The 16248-nt window shown below is 58.9% G+C and carries 9 protein-coding genes; 7 read left to right on the forward strand and 2 right to left on the reverse strand.

The features are described 5' to 3' along the window. Positions 1-186: 186 nt before the first annotated feature. Positions 187-4113: an ATP-dependent RNA helicase HrpA gene (gene hrpA, locus AXW11_RS03010; protein WP_177190652.1), complete on the forward strand. Its 3927-nt coding sequence runs from the start codon at positions 187-189 to the stop codon at positions 4111-4113. Between the two features lie 101 nt (positions 4114-4214). Beyond that, positions 4215-5336 carry a beta-ketoacyl-ACP synthase III gene (locus tag AXW11_RS03015; RefSeq protein ID WP_091643847.1) on the forward strand — a complete coding sequence of 374 codons (1122 nt, stop codon included), beginning with the start codon at positions 4215-4217 and terminating at the stop codon, positions 5334-5336. A gap of 24 nt (positions 5337-5360) precedes the next feature. Here AXW11_RS03015 and AXW11_RS03020 read toward each other — a convergent pair whose 3' ends face one another. Next, positions 5361-5768, reverse strand: a complete 408-nt coding sequence (locus AXW11_RS03020) for an acyl-CoA thioesterase (protein WP_075195252.1) — start codon at positions 5766-5768, stop codon at positions 5361-5363. Positions 5769-5863: 95 nt separating this feature from the next. Between AXW11_RS03020 and AXW11_RS03025 the strand changes: the two genes are divergently transcribed. From AXW11_RS03025 to dinG, 5 genes are all read left to right on the forward strand, one after another. Continuing rightward, on the forward strand, positions 5864-6655 hold the full coding sequence (locus AXW11_RS03025; RefSeq protein ID WP_091643849.1) for an MlaA family lipoprotein: 792 nt from the start codon (positions 5864-5866) through the stop codon (positions 6653-6655). 36 nt (positions 6656-6691) lie between these two features. Then, on the forward strand, positions 6692-8179 hold the full coding sequence (locus AXW11_RS03030) for a DUF3336 domain-containing protein (protein WP_036205459.1): 1488 nt from the start codon (positions 6692-6694) through the stop codon (positions 8177-8179). Between the two features lie 98 nt (positions 8180-8277). Next, a complete protein-coding gene (locus tag AXW11_RS03035) occupies positions 8278-9990 on the forward strand; it encodes an AAA family ATPase (RefSeq protein WP_091643852.1) in 1713 nt (570 codons plus the stop codon). 1 nt (position 9991) lies between these two features. Beyond that, positions 9992-10759 carry a general secretion pathway protein GspB gene (locus tag AXW11_RS03040; protein ID WP_041333270.1) on the forward strand — a complete coding sequence of 256 codons (768 nt, stop codon included), beginning with the start codon at positions 9992-9994 and terminating at the stop codon, positions 10757-10759. Next, on the forward strand, positions 10759-12948 hold the full coding sequence (gene dinG / locus AXW11_RS03045) for an ATP-dependent DNA helicase DinG (protein WP_091643854.1): 2190 nt from the start codon (positions 10759-10761) through the stop codon (positions 12946-12948). The genes AXW11_RS03040 and dinG overlap by 1 nt, the downstream gene beginning before the upstream one ends. A gap of 291 nt (positions 12949-13239) precedes the next feature. Here dinG and AXW11_RS03050 read toward each other — a convergent pair whose 3' ends face one another. Then, on the reverse strand, positions 13240-15963 hold the full coding sequence (locus tag AXW11_RS03050; protein ID WP_091643857.1) for a winged helix-turn-helix domain-containing protein: 2724 nt from the start codon (positions 15961-15963) through the stop codon (positions 13240-13242). Positions 15964-16248: the final 285 nt, after the last annotated feature.

The raw sequence follows: 16248 nt of genomic DNA on the forward strand, positions 1-16248 counted from the left end.
ACGATGACTCGGCTTCAGAGCCGACCATGAACCGCCGTGGTACGGAACCGTATGCCCGGTGGTGTGAGAGGACGGGGGAGGTAACTCCCCCTCCTACTCGATTAATGAGGCGCGGGATATCGTTAGACTGTCGCCACGCCCGAAGCGAACCGGGTATCCAAGATCCAACAACGGTAAAACGGACCGATGACGCAAGCCCCCCCGGAACAGTCCACGAATACGCCAGACAGCAAGGCCGCCGTAAAAGCCATCATGGAGCAGTTGGATGCCTGCAACCAGTTGGAAGCCGCCCGTATTCACAAGTTGGTCGCCCGGAAAAAAGGGCGTCCGGGGCAAAAGGACCTGGAGAAGATGGCGCAATGGCTCGATCGGGGTCAGGCGCGTGTCACGGAACGCCAGGCATTGCATAAGCCGGCCACCTTTCCGTCATCGCTGCCAGTGTCTGAACGGGTCGATGATATCCGTGAGGCCATTGAACAGAACCAGGTGGTGATTATTGCCGGCGAAACCGGTTCCGGTAAGACCACCCAGATCCCCAAGATCTGCATGAACAGCGGTCGGGGTATTCGCGGGCTGATCGGCCACACCCAACCCCGCCGGATTGCCGCCCGTACCGTAGCCGGTCGTATTGCTGAAGAGCTTGGAGAGCAGACTGGCGGGCAGGTGGGGTATCAGGTACGTTTTACCGACACCACGTCCGACCAGTCGCGGGTCAAAGTCATGACCGATGGCATCCTGCTGTCGGAGGTCCAGCACGACCGGTTCCTGGATCGTTACGATACCCTGATTATTGATGAGGCCCACGAACGCAGCCTTAATATCGACTTTCTGATGGGCTACCTGCGGCAACTGTTGCCGAAACGGCCTGATCTGAAGGTCATCATCACCTCCGCCACCATCGAAGTGGAACGCTTTAGCGAGTTCTTTAGTGGCGCGCCGGTCATCGAAGTCAGCGGGCGAACCTATCCGGTAGATGTGCGTTACCGTCCTCTCACCGGCGATGAGGACGATCGGGACCAGGGTTGGACGGATGGCGTGCTGCGTGCGATGGAGGAAATCGAACAGCACGAACGTGCAGAAAAGCAGCCACCGGGCGACGTACTCGTATTCCTGCCCGGCGAGCGGGAAATTCGCAGCCTCAGCAAGGTACTGCGACACGCCGAGCTGCGCCATACCGAAGTTCTACCATTATATTCTCGGCTCAGTAACCAGGAACAGAACCGGATATTCCAGGGCCACCGGGGGCGTCGGATCGTGCTCTCCACCAACGTCGCGGAGACCTCCCTGACCGTGCCCGGCATACGCTATGTCATCGACACCGGCGTGGCCCGTATCAGCCGTTACAGCGTGCGTTCCAAAATCCAGCGCCTGCCCATTGAGCCGGTGTCCCAGGCCAGCGCCAACCAGCGTGCCGGGCGCTGTGGCCGGGTCGCTCCGGGGATTTGTTTCCGGCTTTACGACGAAACCGATTTCATCAACCGGCCCGAGTACACCGACCCGGAGATCCTGCGCACCAACCTGGCCTCGGTTATTCTGCAGATGACCACCTCGGGGCTCGGGGATATCCGCCATTTCCCGTTCCTGGAGCCACCGGACCGTCGCCTGATCAACGATGGCTACAAATTGCTCGAAGAGCTTGGAGCCGTTGATGACAAGCGCCGTGTGACAAACCTTGGCCGCACCATGGCACGCCTGCCGCTGGACCCAAGGCTGGCGCGCATGCTGGTGACCTCCTCGGAACAGGGCAGTCTGGCGGAAACGCTCGTGATCATTGCCGGCCTGAGCGTTCAGGACCCGAGGGAGCGTCCCCAGGACAAACAGCAGGCTGCCGATCAGGCCCACGCGCCGTTCAATGACAAGGAATCGGATTTCCTGACCTTGTTGAATATCTGGAATTTCTACGAGGAACAGCGCCAGGAACTGTCCCAGAATCAGCTGAAAAAGGTCTGCCAGAAGAGCTTTCTGTCGTGGATGCGGATGCGGGAATGGCGCGACATTCACCGGCAACTGACGCTGATTTGCCGTGAGCAGAAACTGAAACTGAACAGAGATGCGGCCAGTTACGAGTCTTTGCACAAAGCCATTCTCGCGGGTTTGCTGGGCCAGGTGGCGGTGAAGCTCGAAAAGAAGGAGTATCTGGCCACCCGCAACCGCAAGGTCATGATCTTTCCGGGCTCAAAAGTGTCTAAAACCGGCCCGAAGTGGATTGTGGCGGCGGAAATTGTCGAAACCAGCCGCGTGTTTGCGCGGGTGGTGGCGAAGATTGAGCCGGAGTGGATCGAGCCCCTGGCCGGGCATGTGGTGAAGCATCACTTCTTCGAACCCCACTGGGAACAGAAACGTGCCCAGGTCATGGGTTATGAAAAGGTCAGTCTCTACGGCCTGGACATTATTGCCAAACGCCGTATTCCCTACAGTAAGGTGGACCCGGAGGAGTGTCGCAACCTGTTCATCCGCCGTGCCCTGGTGGAAGGCGACTACCAGTCGAAGGCGCCCTTTATTGCCCGTAACCGCGAGCTGTTGGACACCGTTGAAAACCTGGAGCGCAAAACGCGGCGGCGGGACCTGTTGGTTGAGGACGAAGTGCTGGTGGCGTTCTATGACCAGCGCCTGCCAGCGGACATCGTCAGCGGCCGTCATTTCGAAAGCTGGTGGAAGCAGCTGAGTGCCGACCAGCTCCGTGACATGGAATTGACGGAGGCCGATATCCTCCAGCGCCCGGTGGATGAGCAGGCGGGCTCACTGTATCCGGATTATCTGGAGTGGGAAGGGGTGAGATATCCCCTGAGTTATGAGTTCGAACCCACCAGCGAGCGCGACGGCGTTACGCTCCAGGCACCGGTGATGGCCCTGAAACAGCTTCCGGCACGGCGGCTTGAATGGCTTGTGCCGGGGCTCTTGAGGGAGAAGTGCATTGCACTGGTCAAAGGCCTTCCGAAGGCGTTGAGGCGCAACTTTGTACCGGTACCGGATTTCGTGGATGCGGCCCTGGAAAATCTTCAGGCTTCAAACGAGCCATTGGCGCTGCAGTTGGGCGAACAGCTCCGGCGAATGACCGGTGTCAGGATTGACGCCGATGCCTGGCCACAGGAGGATCTGCCGAAGCACCTGAGAATGAATCTTCGGGTTGTTGATGATGCGGGCAAGCCCATCGCCGAGGGGCGGGAAACCGAAAAGCTGCAAAGCGAACTGGAAGGGCGGGCAGAGGCGGCCCTGTCATCGGCAACCCGAAGGGAGTCATCGGCCGAACCAGTAAGCAAGTCAACGGGCTGGGATTTCGGATCGCTGCCCGAATCCGTCAGGACAGAAAAAGGCGGTATGGAAGTCACCGTATACCCGGCATTGGAAGACACGGGGGATTCCGTTCGCCAGACACGGTTCCTGGACCGGCTTACGGCGGAGGACGCAACTCGCAAGGCGGTGGCGCGGCTGATCCTGATTCGGCTGGGTAATACGCTGGAGGACATGGAGCGGCGGCTACCGCACTTCAAGTCATCGGCGCTGATGTTCGCGCCGGTCGGTAAGGCCCGGGTGCTGCTGGACGACCTGTTGCTGGCCACGGCGATGCAGCATTTTGTGCCCGACGACGTGCCCCGGGACGAATATGCGTTCGAGAACGCGTTTAACGCCGGAAGGGCAGAGTTCGTGCCGGCACTTGAGCTGGCTGACGAGCGGCTGCACCAGGCCATGACGGGCTATCATGGCGTGATGAAACAGCTCAAGGGCAAAATCAACCTGGCGCTCGCGAACAGTATGGCGGACTTGAAGTTTCAGCTGCAAAATCTTGTGTATCCGGGTTTTATTGTTGCCACGCCGCCGGAATGGCTTGCCCATTTTGGACGCTATTTCGAGGCAGCCAGCATCCGCTTTGAGAAAATGCCCAGGGAGCTCGGGCGGGAGCGGGAGTTCCTGCACACCATGGAGCCGCTCTGGTCCCGCTACGCCAGCAAACGCGATGAGCAGCAACGCCAGGGGGTAAGGGACCCGGAGCTATTGCTCTATCGCTGGATGCTTGAGGAATTTCGGGTCTCTTTCTTTGCACAACAGCTGGGCACGGCCGTGCCGGTATCGGTCAAGCGCCTGGACAGGCAGTGGGAGCAGACGCGCGTGTAAGCCGGTCATGTTTGCGGGCAAAACGTTTAGACTGTGTTAGTATTTGGGCAATATTGGTGCAGTTAGATTGTTTGTTTTTACAACTATGACGTGGGGTTAGCGTGATTAGAGCCGTTATCAGCGGGACCGGGTTGTACACACCGCCAGCAACCATTACCAACGAAGAGCTGGTGGAGGCATTCAATGCCTTCGTCGAACTTCACAACGCACGTCACGCTGACGATATTGCCAGTGGCGATCTTGAGCCCCTGCAGCCGTCTTCGTCCGCTTTTATTGAAAAAGCGTCTGGCATCAAGCGTCGCCACGTGATTGACAAGCAGGGCATACTCGACCCTGAACGGATGTGCCCGAACATACCGGACCGACCCAACGAAGAAGCCTCGGTGCAATGCGAGATGGCGCTCTCAGCCTGCGAAGAGGCTCTCAAACAGGCCGGCAAGACCGCGGCCGATGTCGATGCGGTTATTGTCGCCTGCTCCAACATGCAGCGCCCGTACCCGGCTATTTCCGTTGAGGTTCAGGACGCGTTGGGCATCGTGGGTTTTGCCTACGACATGAACGTGGCGTGCAGTTCCGCGACCTTTGGGCTGCAGGCGGCGGCGAACGCCGTAGAGAATGGCACGGCCAGGGCGGTGCTGGTGGTCAGCCCGGAAATCTGCTCCGGCCACCTGAATTTCCGTGACCGGGACAGCCACTTCATTTTTGGCGATGCCTGCACCGCCATCCTGGTGGAAAGAGACGCCGACGTTGCGGAAGGGCAGGGCTTTGAGGTTCTCGGAACCAGCCTGGTGACCAAGTACTCCAATAACATTCGCAACAACTTTGGTTTCCTGAATCGGGGCGATAAAGAGGGCATTAACAAGCCGGACAAGCTGTTCGTGCAACAGGGGCGCAAGGTGTTCAAGGAAGTGTCGCCGTTGGTGGCGGAGACGATCCTCAAACAGCTGTCCAGCCTGTCGTTGTCGCCGGATGATCTCAAGCGGCTGTGGCTGCACCAGGCCAACCTGAACATGAACCAATTGATTGCCCGCAAGGTGCTGGGGCGCGACGCAGACACGAAAGAGGCGCCGGTCATTCTGGATGAGTACGCCAACACCAGCTCCGCGGGCTCGATCATTGCGTTCCACAAACACAAGGACGACTTTGGCGCTGGTGAACTGGGCGTGATCTGTTCGTTTGGTGCAGGCTATTCCATCGGCAGCGTTGTGGTTCGCCGCCGATAGGGTATGGGGTGGCGATAGGCGGTCTTAACTGGCCGCCAACGCCCTGAGTTTGTCAGGCAGTGCCATCGACGTGCGTTTGGTGCGGTCAAACCAGACAATTTTCGCATAGCCTTCCGCGTAGAGTGTGCCGGTCTCGGTATCGGTCAGCGTATGATAGGTGTCGAGGCTGGTATTGCCGGCTTTGTCGGCGTATGTTCTGACCTCAACCGTTGCCGGATGGGCCAGTTCCTTCAGAAAGGTGGCGCTGGTCTTTATAATGACCGGACCGTCGGGGTCATTTTCCGCGCCCAGCTCCAGGGACGCCAGCCAGGTGATGCGGGCTTCCTCGAAAAAGCGGAAATAAACCGTATTGTTGGCATGGCCGTATGCGTCCATATCTCCCCAGCGCAAAGGCATGGAGAGTGTGCTAACCAGATTCCCGGGTACTGACATCGGGGCTACTCCTGAAGCAAGGGGTTAATAATAAAAAAGCAGAGCGCCGGTATTTTCGACGAACAGCAACAGTTTTAACAACCTCAGGTCTGACGATGAGAGACTTTTTTTTCCGGCACCCAGTAATCGGCGCCCTGATTTTTATCTGCCTGTGTTCAGGCAATGCGGTCGCGCAAACCGTGCAGCCAGTCGATCCTGACATGGCAGAACGAAAGCTTGATGCCCCTCCGGGCGAGGTCGATCCTTATGAGGACTGGAACCGGAAGGTCTATGCCTTCAACGAAACCATCGATAACTGGTTCCTCCGCCCCGTTGCGAAAGGGTACCGCACCGTCATGCCAGGCTTTGCGGACCGTGCTGTTACCAATTTCTTCAACAACCTGACTGAAATACGTAATCTAGCCAACAGTATCTTCCAATTGAAGGGGGAGTCTGCCGTCGTGGCGGTGGGGAGATTCAATTACAACACGATTTTTGGTCTGGGCGGGTTGATTGATGTGGCCACCATGTTTGGTTTGCATGAGCGCCCGGAGGACTTTGGCCAGACCCTGGGTTACTGGGGCCTGGATTCTGGACCTTACCTGATGCTGCCGTTTTTGGGGCCGTCGAATCCGCGGGACTTTGGTGGGTTTGTATCCGACAACCTGTTGTTGCCCTCAGCCTGGGACCTGGCTGAAACGCCGGATGTCTATTATGCGAGGGCGCTTCAGATTGTTGACAAGCGTGCCGATCTGATCCCTGCGGAAGGGTTCATCTCAGGTGACGGCTATACGTTCGTGAGAAACGCGTACCTGCAACGGCGGGCTTACCTGATCAATGATGGCAGAACCGTAGACGATCCATTTGCCAGCGATGACGATGAGGATTTGATGCTCGAGGATTTCTGACGCATCGAATCGGCTGGAACAACGGAGGTTTACCAGATGGTTGATGACCGTATCCGGAAATTCCGCAAGATGCTGGCGGAGGCGCCCAATTACGAAGTCTGGAAGGCTGCGGCGCTGGAGCTGGATTTCCTTGAGGGCAATGTGGAGTGGAAAGAGGAGTTTGGCTCCGACCTTTACCATTACGAACTCATCTACGACCGGCTCAGCAACCTCCGCACCTACCGGCATCAGAATGATTTCGAGCGCCTGAAGCGTGCATTGAGAGAAGGGCTTCATCACGACCTGGGCAATATGGGCAATACGGCCCTGTATACCCGTTCTCGGGTTGGCACCAAGCATCTGATCGAGGAGTACATCACCCAGGTGTGCGAATCGCTGGATTTCCTGTGCGACACCAAGGTGCCGGGATTCCCAGTGGCCGAGAAGCTGCAGTTCTTCCGCGATACCCTGACCAGTTATGGCCGCCCGGCTTTGCTGCTCAGCGGCGGTGCCACGCTGGGCATGTTCCATTTCGGCGTTATAAAGGCACTCTGGGAAAAAGGGTTGTTGCCGCAGGTCATTGCCGGCTCCAGCATCGGCGCCATTATCGCTGGCATACTGGGTGTCCACAGCGATGCGGAAATACCGGACATGCTGGTGCCTGAAAACCACGACATGAGGGCCTGGAAATGGCGAGGGCTGTTCAGTGCCATCCGGGGTGACGGCCTGATGGATCAGGAGCAGTTAAAGGCGTGCCTGCGTGCCAATATCGGGGAATACACCTTTGAGGAAGCGTTCCAGAAGACCGGTCGTTCCATCAACGTCAGTGTGTCACCGGTCCAGACCCACCAGAAAGCCCGTTTGTTGTGTGGCTACACGTCACCCTATCTGTTGGTCTGGAGTGCTGTGCTGGCCAGCGCGGCAGTGCCGGGCATCTTCCCGCCGGTACCGCTGATGAAGAAGGACATTCAGGGCAACGTGCTGCCCTACATGTCGCGGCTGAAGTTCGTGGACGGGTCGGTGGTCAGCGACTTGCCCATCGAACGGCTGATGCACCTTTACGACGTGAACTTCACCATTGTCAGCCAGACCAACCCCCATGTGGTGCCTTTTCTGAACCGGCGAGGCCGGGATGAAAAGATCAATGTCGCCAATCTGCCGATGCACCTGCTGAAATCGGAAATCCAGTTCCATGGCCAGGGCCTGTTCGATTATCTGCGAAAACGCGTTCAGCCGGAAATGCTTCGGCAGGTAGCGGGCCAGATGTACACCATTATGGGGCAGCGCTATTCCGGGGATGTCACCATCTCGCCGACGTATCGTCTTCGTGACTACCGTCGCATGTTATCCAACCCTGATCCGGCATGGGTCCGGGAGATGATATTGCAGGGCGAGCGTGCGACCTGGCCCAAGATTTCAATGATTCGCTCCCACGCCAGAATCTCCAAGACCCTGGAGCGATGCATTCGCCGCTTGAAATCCGAACAGCGCCGCTCCACAGCTGAACTGAGACTGGTAAGCAATGCGGATTCCGGCACTTCATGAGATGACAGCCCCGGGAGCCGGGCGGTATGATACCGCGATAGCCGGGGAGCCCGATGGCGGCTCCCGCAAGCTCCGCCTGAGCACCTGACTGGACACGCATGTACTACGATTTCTTCGGTTTTCGGGAGCCCCCGTTTTCGATAGCCCCGGACCCCCGCTATCTGTATCTGAGCGAACGCCATAAAGAAGCGCTGGCGCATCTGATGTATGGCGTGCAGGGGCAGGGCGGTTTTATCGTGATCACTGGAGAAGTCGGCACGGGCAAGACCACTGTCAGCCGTTGCTTCATCGAGAATGTGCCGGATCATGTAGACATTGCACTGATCCTCAATCCCAGATTGTCTGCCCGTGAGCTGTTGTCATCCATCTGCGATGAGCTTGAGATTGCCCATCCGGTCGGATCATCCATCAAGGAACTGGTGGGACTGATCAATGATGACCTGCTCAAGGCCCATGCAGCGGGCCGCCATAAGGTTCTGATGATTGATGAAGCCCAGAACCTGTCCGCCGAAGTGCTTGAACAGCTCCGATTGCTGACCAATCTCGAAACCGCTGAGAAAAAACTGCTGCAGATTGTGTTGCTGGGACAACCTGAACTGCAGGAGATTCTGGGGCTACCAGAGCTCCGCCAATTAAATCAGCGGGTAACGGCCCGCTATCACCTCGACGCCCTGGGTCGAACAGAGATAGAGGCCTACCTGCGTTACCGGCTCAGCGTGGCAGGCCTCCGGGGCGAGATCTTTACCGATCGCGCGATCCGGGCTTTGTACCGCGCCAGCCATGGTGTACCGAGACTGATTAACCTGATCAGTGACCGTGCATTGCTGGGCGCCTACGCCGAAGGCGAGCACCAGATCACTGCTCCCCATATCCGTAACGCTGCCCGGGAAGTGAACGGCCAGAATCTGCCCAGGCGCGCTGGGCCGTCTCGAAAGTCCCATGCGCTGATGTTGGCTGCAGCCCTGCTGATGGCCATCATCATGACCACGTGGCTGTTCATAGGGCTTCCGGGGAGCGGTGGACCCGAGCCCGATGCTGTCGCCGAAAATCAGGGAACGTCCCTTACTGGCGCCATCGAACGGGTCGAGCTGGATATGCCTGTTGTCGAGTTGTCGGAAAAGCTTCCCGAAGCCAGTGAGCAGACCAGTGACTCACGCGAGGAGGAACCACTGCCCGAATTTGAGTTCCCGGACCAGACCATCTCTTTGCCAGTGGCTTTTCGCGAGCTGTTTGAACTATGGGGGTTGGAATACCGCGCCTCGGAAAGCCCAGTGGCGTGTGAGTTTGCCGAGGGGCAGGGACTGCGTTGCCTGCAGAACAAGGGCGCACGCCGAAGCCTGGAGTTTCTGGACCGGCCGGCGATACTTCAGCTTCGCAACGGCAATGGGGACAGTCACTATGCGGTCCTGAGCGGCCTCCAGGATAATCGCGCCACTATCGAACTCCCGAGTGGTCGCCGGGAGGTCACCTTCTCCAGCCTGGAGCCCTATTGGTTTGGCGAATTTACCGTACTTTGGGAAGCGCCCGGCTACATTTTGGGCGATGCGTCCGGTAGTGCTCAGGGTAATGAAAGGGTGGCCGAGCAGATCTGGATGGGCTCAAGAATGATGGAGCTCGCCAGCCGATACGCCGAAAGCCGGCAGGAAGAGAGCCGCGTCAACCGTATGCCGATCGAAGAGCAGGTCCGCTGGTACCAGCAGCAAAGAGGCCTGACGGTCGATGGCATTGCCGGTGCCATGACCATCATCCAGATGAATAACGACCTGGAATCCGCCGTGCCCCGGCTGACGTCCGGAAGGATGGTGAACTGACATGTCCTATATCCTTGATGCTCTCCGCAAATCCGAAACTGAAAGACGGCAGGGTCGGATTCCGGACCTTGGCCAGCAGGTACAGCTGATCCACAAACCACGGAAAAAATCGATTCCGATTCTGGTGTGGGTTGCGCTGGGGCTGGTGCTCAACGCGGCTGTATTGGCCTGGATCTTCTGGCCCCAGGGGCGTCAGGCTTCCCTGACGGATCAAACAATCCCGTCGGCTGGCGTGGCTGCGCCCGCACCCACACCCACCGTTGAACCGGTTATAGTTGATGACAAGCCGGAACCTGCGGGCCAGGTATCGACGCCCGAACGTGTACAATCGCCGCCGACCCGTGACACGCTCGAGGGTGCTATCGAGATTCCAACACCGGGAGCGAATACCGACTCTCCAGCGGATGCGGTAGCGGAAACCGGTGACGAGAATGAGCGGGAGCGACCCACGGTGATTGTGCCCACGCCGCGAACGCCAAGTGCCGTCAATCCCAGCGAGCGGGACGGTGCCACCGCACAGACGGCGCCGCACCTTGTAGAGCTTCCACTTTCCTTCCAGAAAAGGGTGCCAGACCTGATTTTTAACAGCCATATCTATGCGTCCGAGCCGTCGGCCCGCCGGGTCATGATCAATGACAACTACCTGCGCCCCGGAGAGTCGTTTTCCGGTATCACCGTCGAACGGATTACCGAGGAAGGCGTGGAGCTGAGCATGGATGGCCGTCGCTTCCGGGTGGGTGTGGTTCGCAACTGGGTGAGCCCCGACTGATGGCACTCACCGAGGACGTCAAACAGCAGATTCAGCAGACCTACCGTGACGTGTTGGCCGGCAAGGACATCCGCGCCCGTTACGGCCAGCGCCTGATGATCGCCGAGATCGCCCGCTACATGGGCGAGATCACCGAGAATGACGGCCAGCGCACGTCACCAGCCGGCACCTGCGTGGTGGAGGCGGGCACAGGCACGGGCAAGACCCTGGCCTATTTGATTGCCGCCATTCCGGTGGCCCGTGCCCTTGGCAAGACACTGGTGATATCAACAGCGACCGTTGCCCTGCAGGATCAGATCGTCCACAAAGACCTTCCGGACCTGAAAAAGCACAGCAAACTGGATTTTACCTGGACCCTTGCCAAAGGTCGTGGCCGCTACTTGTGTATGTCTCGTCTCGAAGCTCGTCTGCATGACGAGGGTAACGGCGACAGCGATACCATGCCGCTGTTCCTGCTGGATGGGCCCGGCAAGGAAGAACCCGGCACCCGGGCCTATTTTGAAGACATGCTGGCCAGTTACGGGTCCCGGAAGTGGGACGGTGATCGCGACCATTGGCCGGATCAGATACCCGATGACATCTGGCGCCAGGTCACCACCGACCATCGTCAATGTACCAATCGCCACTGTAGCTATTTCGACAGCTGTGCCTTCTTCGACGCCCGAAAAGACCTCGATGATGCCGACATCGTGGTGGCCAACCACGACCTGGTGCTGGCAGACCTTGCCCTTGGCGGTGGTGCCATTCTGCCGGAGCCGGAAAATGCATTGTTTATCTTTGATGAGGCACATCACCTGCCGGACAAGGCACTGAATCACTTTGCGGCGTCGGTGCCGCTGAATGCCACGCGGCAATGGCTCAAGCAGCTATCCCAGGCACTGGGAAAGATGCAGCCGTTCCTCACGCCCGGCACCCAGGCCGCGAAGACCATCGACAGGATCAGTTCCGCCTCCCGTGAAGTGGATATCTGTCTGACGAGGGTATACGACGAGGCCGAACAGAATACCGGTTGGGAGTTCAATGAGGAGCGACGCTCCGCCCAGTGGCGCTACCCGGAGGGCGAATTGCCCGAGGTGCTTGCCGGCCTGGCGGTGGAAACCCGGGTGGCGACGGCCACCCTGGTTCGCCAGCTTGGTGTGATGGTGGACGAATTACAGACGGCCTTCGATGAACGCAAGGCCAGCGATGTCGACCGCGATACTGCGGAATCCTGGTATCCGGTGATTGGATCGTTCCACAGCCGTGCTGAGGACCAACTGCGGTTGTGGGTCGCGTGGTGTGATAATCCGGGCCAACCGGCCAGTGAGCCGGCAGAAGGTGAGGAATCAGCGCCTGAGCCTAAGAAGCGGTCCGGGCCACCGGCCGCCCGTTGGTCGGTGCGACAGCGCTGGGAACACGCGGAAGACATTACGCTCTACAGTAGCCCGGTGCTGGCGGATAATCTGCTTTATTCCAGGCTCTGGTCGCGGGCCTATGGCGCTGTGTTGACCAGTGCAACCCTGACCGCCCTTGGGCGCTTTGATCGGCTCAAGGCCAGAGCAGGTTTGCCCGAAGCCAGCCGCTTCGTGGTGGTGCCCAGTTCCTTCCGCTATGGCGAAATGGCAACCGTGGAAGTGCCGGCCATGACCGCCATGCCCACGGACGATAGCTTTACGGACCAGGTGGTGTCGCGGCTACCGGCCTTGTGGGCCGGGGAGAAGGCGACACTGGTACTGTTTACCTCCAGGCGCCAGATGCAGTTGGTGCGGGATGCCCTGGTGCCGGAATACCCGGATCTGATCACCACTCAGGACGATATGGCCAAGGGCGAGGTCCTGCGCCGCCATTGCAGCCGTGTAGATGAGGGGCTGCCCAGTGTGTTGTTCGGTGTGGCAAGTTTTGCAGAGGGCATTGACCTGCCTGGCAAGTACCTGAGCCATGTGGTGATTACCCGACTGCCGTTTTCGGTACCGGATGATCCCATCGAAGCCAGCCTGGCGGAATGGGTGACGCACCGCGGCGGTAACCCGTTCATGGAAATAACCGTACCCGACGCCTCCATCAAACTGGTGCAGGCCGTTGGTCGCCTGCTACGGACCGAGTCGGACACCGGCCGCGTCACCATCCTTGATCGTCGCATCATCGCCCGTCGATACGGGCAGTTGTTGTTGGACGCATTACCGCCTTTCCGGCGAATCATAGAGCCCTGATCAATAGAGCCCTGATAAAAAGAGAGCCATAAAAAAAGAGCCAACCCATGTGGGTGGCTCTTATAGAGTGGGTCCTTATCGAACCCGGGCGTCGAAACAACGCGGAACAAGAAGTCTGAAGGCCTGAAGTTTCAGAAATCTTACCGAGGTTTCCCTCAGCGTTGGGAGCATAGTAAGGGAGGAGGGGGCGTATCCGGATCGTCCAAAGGGCGTAGTGGGCGTATAAAATTCGACAAAAGTGTGATGCGCGTCACAAAAGTTGCCCGAAAGACAGCTTCAGTGAGTCAAGAGTCAGGCCAGTAGCCGAAGTTCCCTTGCTCTTGCCAACGCCTCGGTGCGGGATCCGACTGCAAGCTTGCCGTAAAGGTTGCGAATGTGGGCTTTTACGGTGGTAGGCGCCACCCCCATCGTGTTTGCGATGTCCTTGTTGGCGAGGCCCTGATTGATGAGATCCAGCACTTCCAGTTCCCGCTGACTCAGGGGTTCGGGGAGATCTGTGTTGCCCGGGGCCGCCTGCGTATCCCTCTGCGAGTCTTCCGGCTCTGTTTCAGCGGTTTCTGCCTCTGCCAGTTCCGAGAGCATGGCTGTGACCCGGCTGTTCCAGCGGCCCGGCGCCTTGAGAACCGGCAGCGCTCTACACAGCTGGCGGATGGTAGGACTCTCCTCCGCAAGCAGGCGCATGAATCCGGCCTCTGATGCCCGCTGGACGGCCTGGGCCAGCATCTGTTCCGCTTCTATCGTTTTACCTTCGGCGAACAGCGCCTCGCTGTAGACCAACTGGATTTCCACCAGATGGCGGTAGTGCTGATCCTGCTCTGCGCTGAGTCGGAGGGGGGCCAAAGTTGCCATGGCGTCGCCCGGGCGGCCCAGCGCCACCTGAACACGGGCGATGCTAATTTGGTTCTGTTCCCGGTTCAGCGGATTGGTGAACCGGTCAGTGCTCACCTGTTGCACCCATTTTTTCGCCAGATCCAGATGACCGGTGGCGAGATAGCAACGAGCCAGCATGGCGGAGCATGCTGGAGGCTCGAACAGGATGTGGTCCCGACGACGTCTTGCAACGCTGGCGGCATCTTCCAGTGCTTCCATCGCTTCCTGGTAGCGCCCTTCACTGAAGGCCAGGTGGCCACGCACGTACTGGATAACCACGTGCTGCCCCGGTTCGGTGCCATTGTTGACATGGTCCAGCAGCGGGGCCAGGTAGGAGGCGGCCAACTGGGGTTCGTTTCTCTCCCGGTAAATCTCGATCAGGGCGCTGTTTTGCCAGCATGAAATTAACATGGGCTGGCGTGGGTCGCTGTGGTGCTGGTCGACCCATTGCCGCACACGGGTGCAGGTATCCAGGGCTTCGTCGATATCTCCGCGGTTGTACTGAATCCATGCAAGCAGGCCGCCGCTTGAGAGTACGGTACTGGGTTTGCGCTCCAGTTCCCCATAACGCACAGCGGAGGTCAGGGCGTCCTCGGCGGCTGCCAGGTCCCCCTTACCGTAATAGTCCAGTCCGACTCCGTAATAGGTCACGGATTTCAAGGGGATGCGGGTGTGGTCAATGTCACGCAATACCTGCTGGGTCAGGTCGCTGGCGCTTTTATCGTCGCTTTTTGATCGCGCGAGATAAGAGCGGATCAGTGAAATCTCACTCTGCAGGCCCAGGGCGCCCTCGGCATCGGGGTGGGAATCGGCCACCTGTTGGTCGAGCATGTCTTCCAGTTCGCCCAGGAGGGGCTCCAGCACGTCTACCCGGTTGGCGAAAAACAGCGCCCACACTCTCAGCATCAACAGTTGTGGGCTGTCCTGTAGAGTGTTGGCGGGCAGGGAATCCAGCCAGCTCAGCACCGGAAGATGAAAACCGCCGTGGATCAGGTTGTTGCCGTGTTCAGCCAGTACCTTTGCGAGCCAGGGCCAGTCCTGATGCTGGACAATCTGGGAAATGCCTTCCTGAACGTGGCCATGGACCAGTAACCAGTGGACTGCTCGCTGCCATTGCTTTTCGGTATCTTCCGGTTTGAACTGTCTCACCCGTTGTAACAGCGCGTCCCGGAACAGGTCGTGATAACGGAACCATTCATTGTGGGTATCCAGCGGGATCAGGAACAGATTTTCACGCAGCAGCTGTTCCAGCAGGACCTGACTGTTGGTGGTGCCGCGAACGGCGTCGCAGAGTGAGGCACACAGCCGGGGACAGCAGGCGGTGTCGAGCAGGAAGTCGCGCACCGGCGCAGGTTGCTGCTCCAGCACTTCGGTCAATACGTAATCGCTGATGCGTCGCTCGTCCAGGTCGATGCGTTGGTGGCCGGCCCCGGATTTCTGATCATCGATGCTACCGCCGGACAGCGCGGACAATTGCATGGCGGCCACCCACCCCTCGGTTTTGCTGCAGATCCTGCGAATCTCCAGCTCGGAGAGTTCAAGCCCCATGGTGTCGTGGAAGAAGCGCTGGCACTCCTCCTCGGAAAACGCCAGCAGGCCTGGGTGTATGTTCTCCACCCAGCGGCGCACCCGCCAGCGTGAGAGCGGCAAAGCTGGTTCGGTACGGGATGCCAGGGTCACCAGGAACCCAGGCGGCAGGTAGTCCATGAAATACGACACCTGGCGCTGTAATTGTGGGTCACGGATAAAGTGATAGTCGTCCAGGACCAGCGACCAGGGCGCTCCATCGGCGGCGAGAACGTTGATCAGCCCGGTAATGGGGCCTTCCAGTTCCTGGAGGCTGCAGTGGCTGAGTTGTTGACGGCATTGCTCCAGACCTGCGAGGCCATTGTGTTCAAACGCCCCCACCACGTACTGCCAGAATCGGCGGGGCTCGTCATCATGCTCATCCAGGGATAGCCAGGCAACGGTAGACGGTGACTGGGAGCACCATTGGCTGACCAGTGTGGTCTTGCCAAAACCCGCTGGTGCCACCACCAGATTCAACCGCTTGGCACCGTCCGGCTGCAGCAGGGCGCTCAGGCGATCCCGTTGTACCGAACGGGGATCCGCGGTTGGTCTGAGGAATTTGGTGGTTAACAGCATCGTTTCCCTGAATGCCCGTAAATGGCAAGTGTCCCGTATGGTTAATTCGTTGACCTACTGCGTGACGCTGCGGCCTCTGGCCAAGGCGTCAGTCCGCAGGTGTGGTGGTTCCACATCAAGGGCTGGCAACACGGGCCAGAGGCCGCAGCGTCTCGCCCTTCGGGAGCCACTGAGGGTCTTGATAGCCGCGTTGCGCTGGTTCGATTTGGAGCCACCAAACCTTCACCATCGCGCCTAGCTCTCAAGACCCTCAGTGGCTCAGTAGGTTAACGAATTAACCAGACG

The organism is Marinobacter sp. Hex_13 (genome assembly GCF_001566815.1).
In the GTDB taxonomy this organism is placed as follows: domain Bacteria; phylum Pseudomonadota; class Gammaproteobacteria; order Pseudomonadales; family Oleiphilaceae; genus Marinobacter; species Marinobacter salarius.

Excerpts from the sequence above, each read along its gene's own strand:
- dinG (WP_091643854.1), top strand. The coding sequence starts at position 10,759 with ATGGCACTCACCGAGGACGTCAAACAGCAGATTCAGCAGACCTACCGT.
- AXW11_RS03020 (WP_075195252.1), bottom strand. The coding sequence starts at position 5,768 with ATGTCAGTACCCGGGAATCTGGTTAGCACACTCTCCATGCCTTTGCGC.
- AXW11_RS03040 (WP_041333270.1), top strand. The coding sequence starts at position 9,992 with ATGTCCTATATCCTTGATGCTCTCCGCAAATCCGAAACTGAAAGACGG.
- AXW11_RS03030 (WP_036205459.1), top strand. The coding sequence starts at position 6,692 with ATGGTTGATGACCGTATCCGGAAATTCCGCAAGATGCTGGCGGAGGCG.
- hrpA (WP_177190652.1), top strand. The coding sequence starts at position 187 with ATGACGCAAGCCCCCCCGGAACAGTCCACGAATACGCCAGACAGCAAG.
- AXW11_RS03050 (WP_091643857.1), bottom strand. The coding sequence starts at position 15,963 with ATGCTGTTAACCACCAAATTCCTCAGACCAACCGCGGATCCCCGTTCG.
- AXW11_RS03035 (WP_091643852.1), top strand. The coding sequence starts at position 8,278 with ATGTACTACGATTTCTTCGGTTTTCGGGAGCCCCCGTTTTCGATAGCC.
- AXW11_RS03025 (WP_091643849.1), top strand. The coding sequence starts at position 5,864 with ATGAGAGACTTTTTTTTCCGGCACCCAGTAATCGGCGCCCTGATTTTT.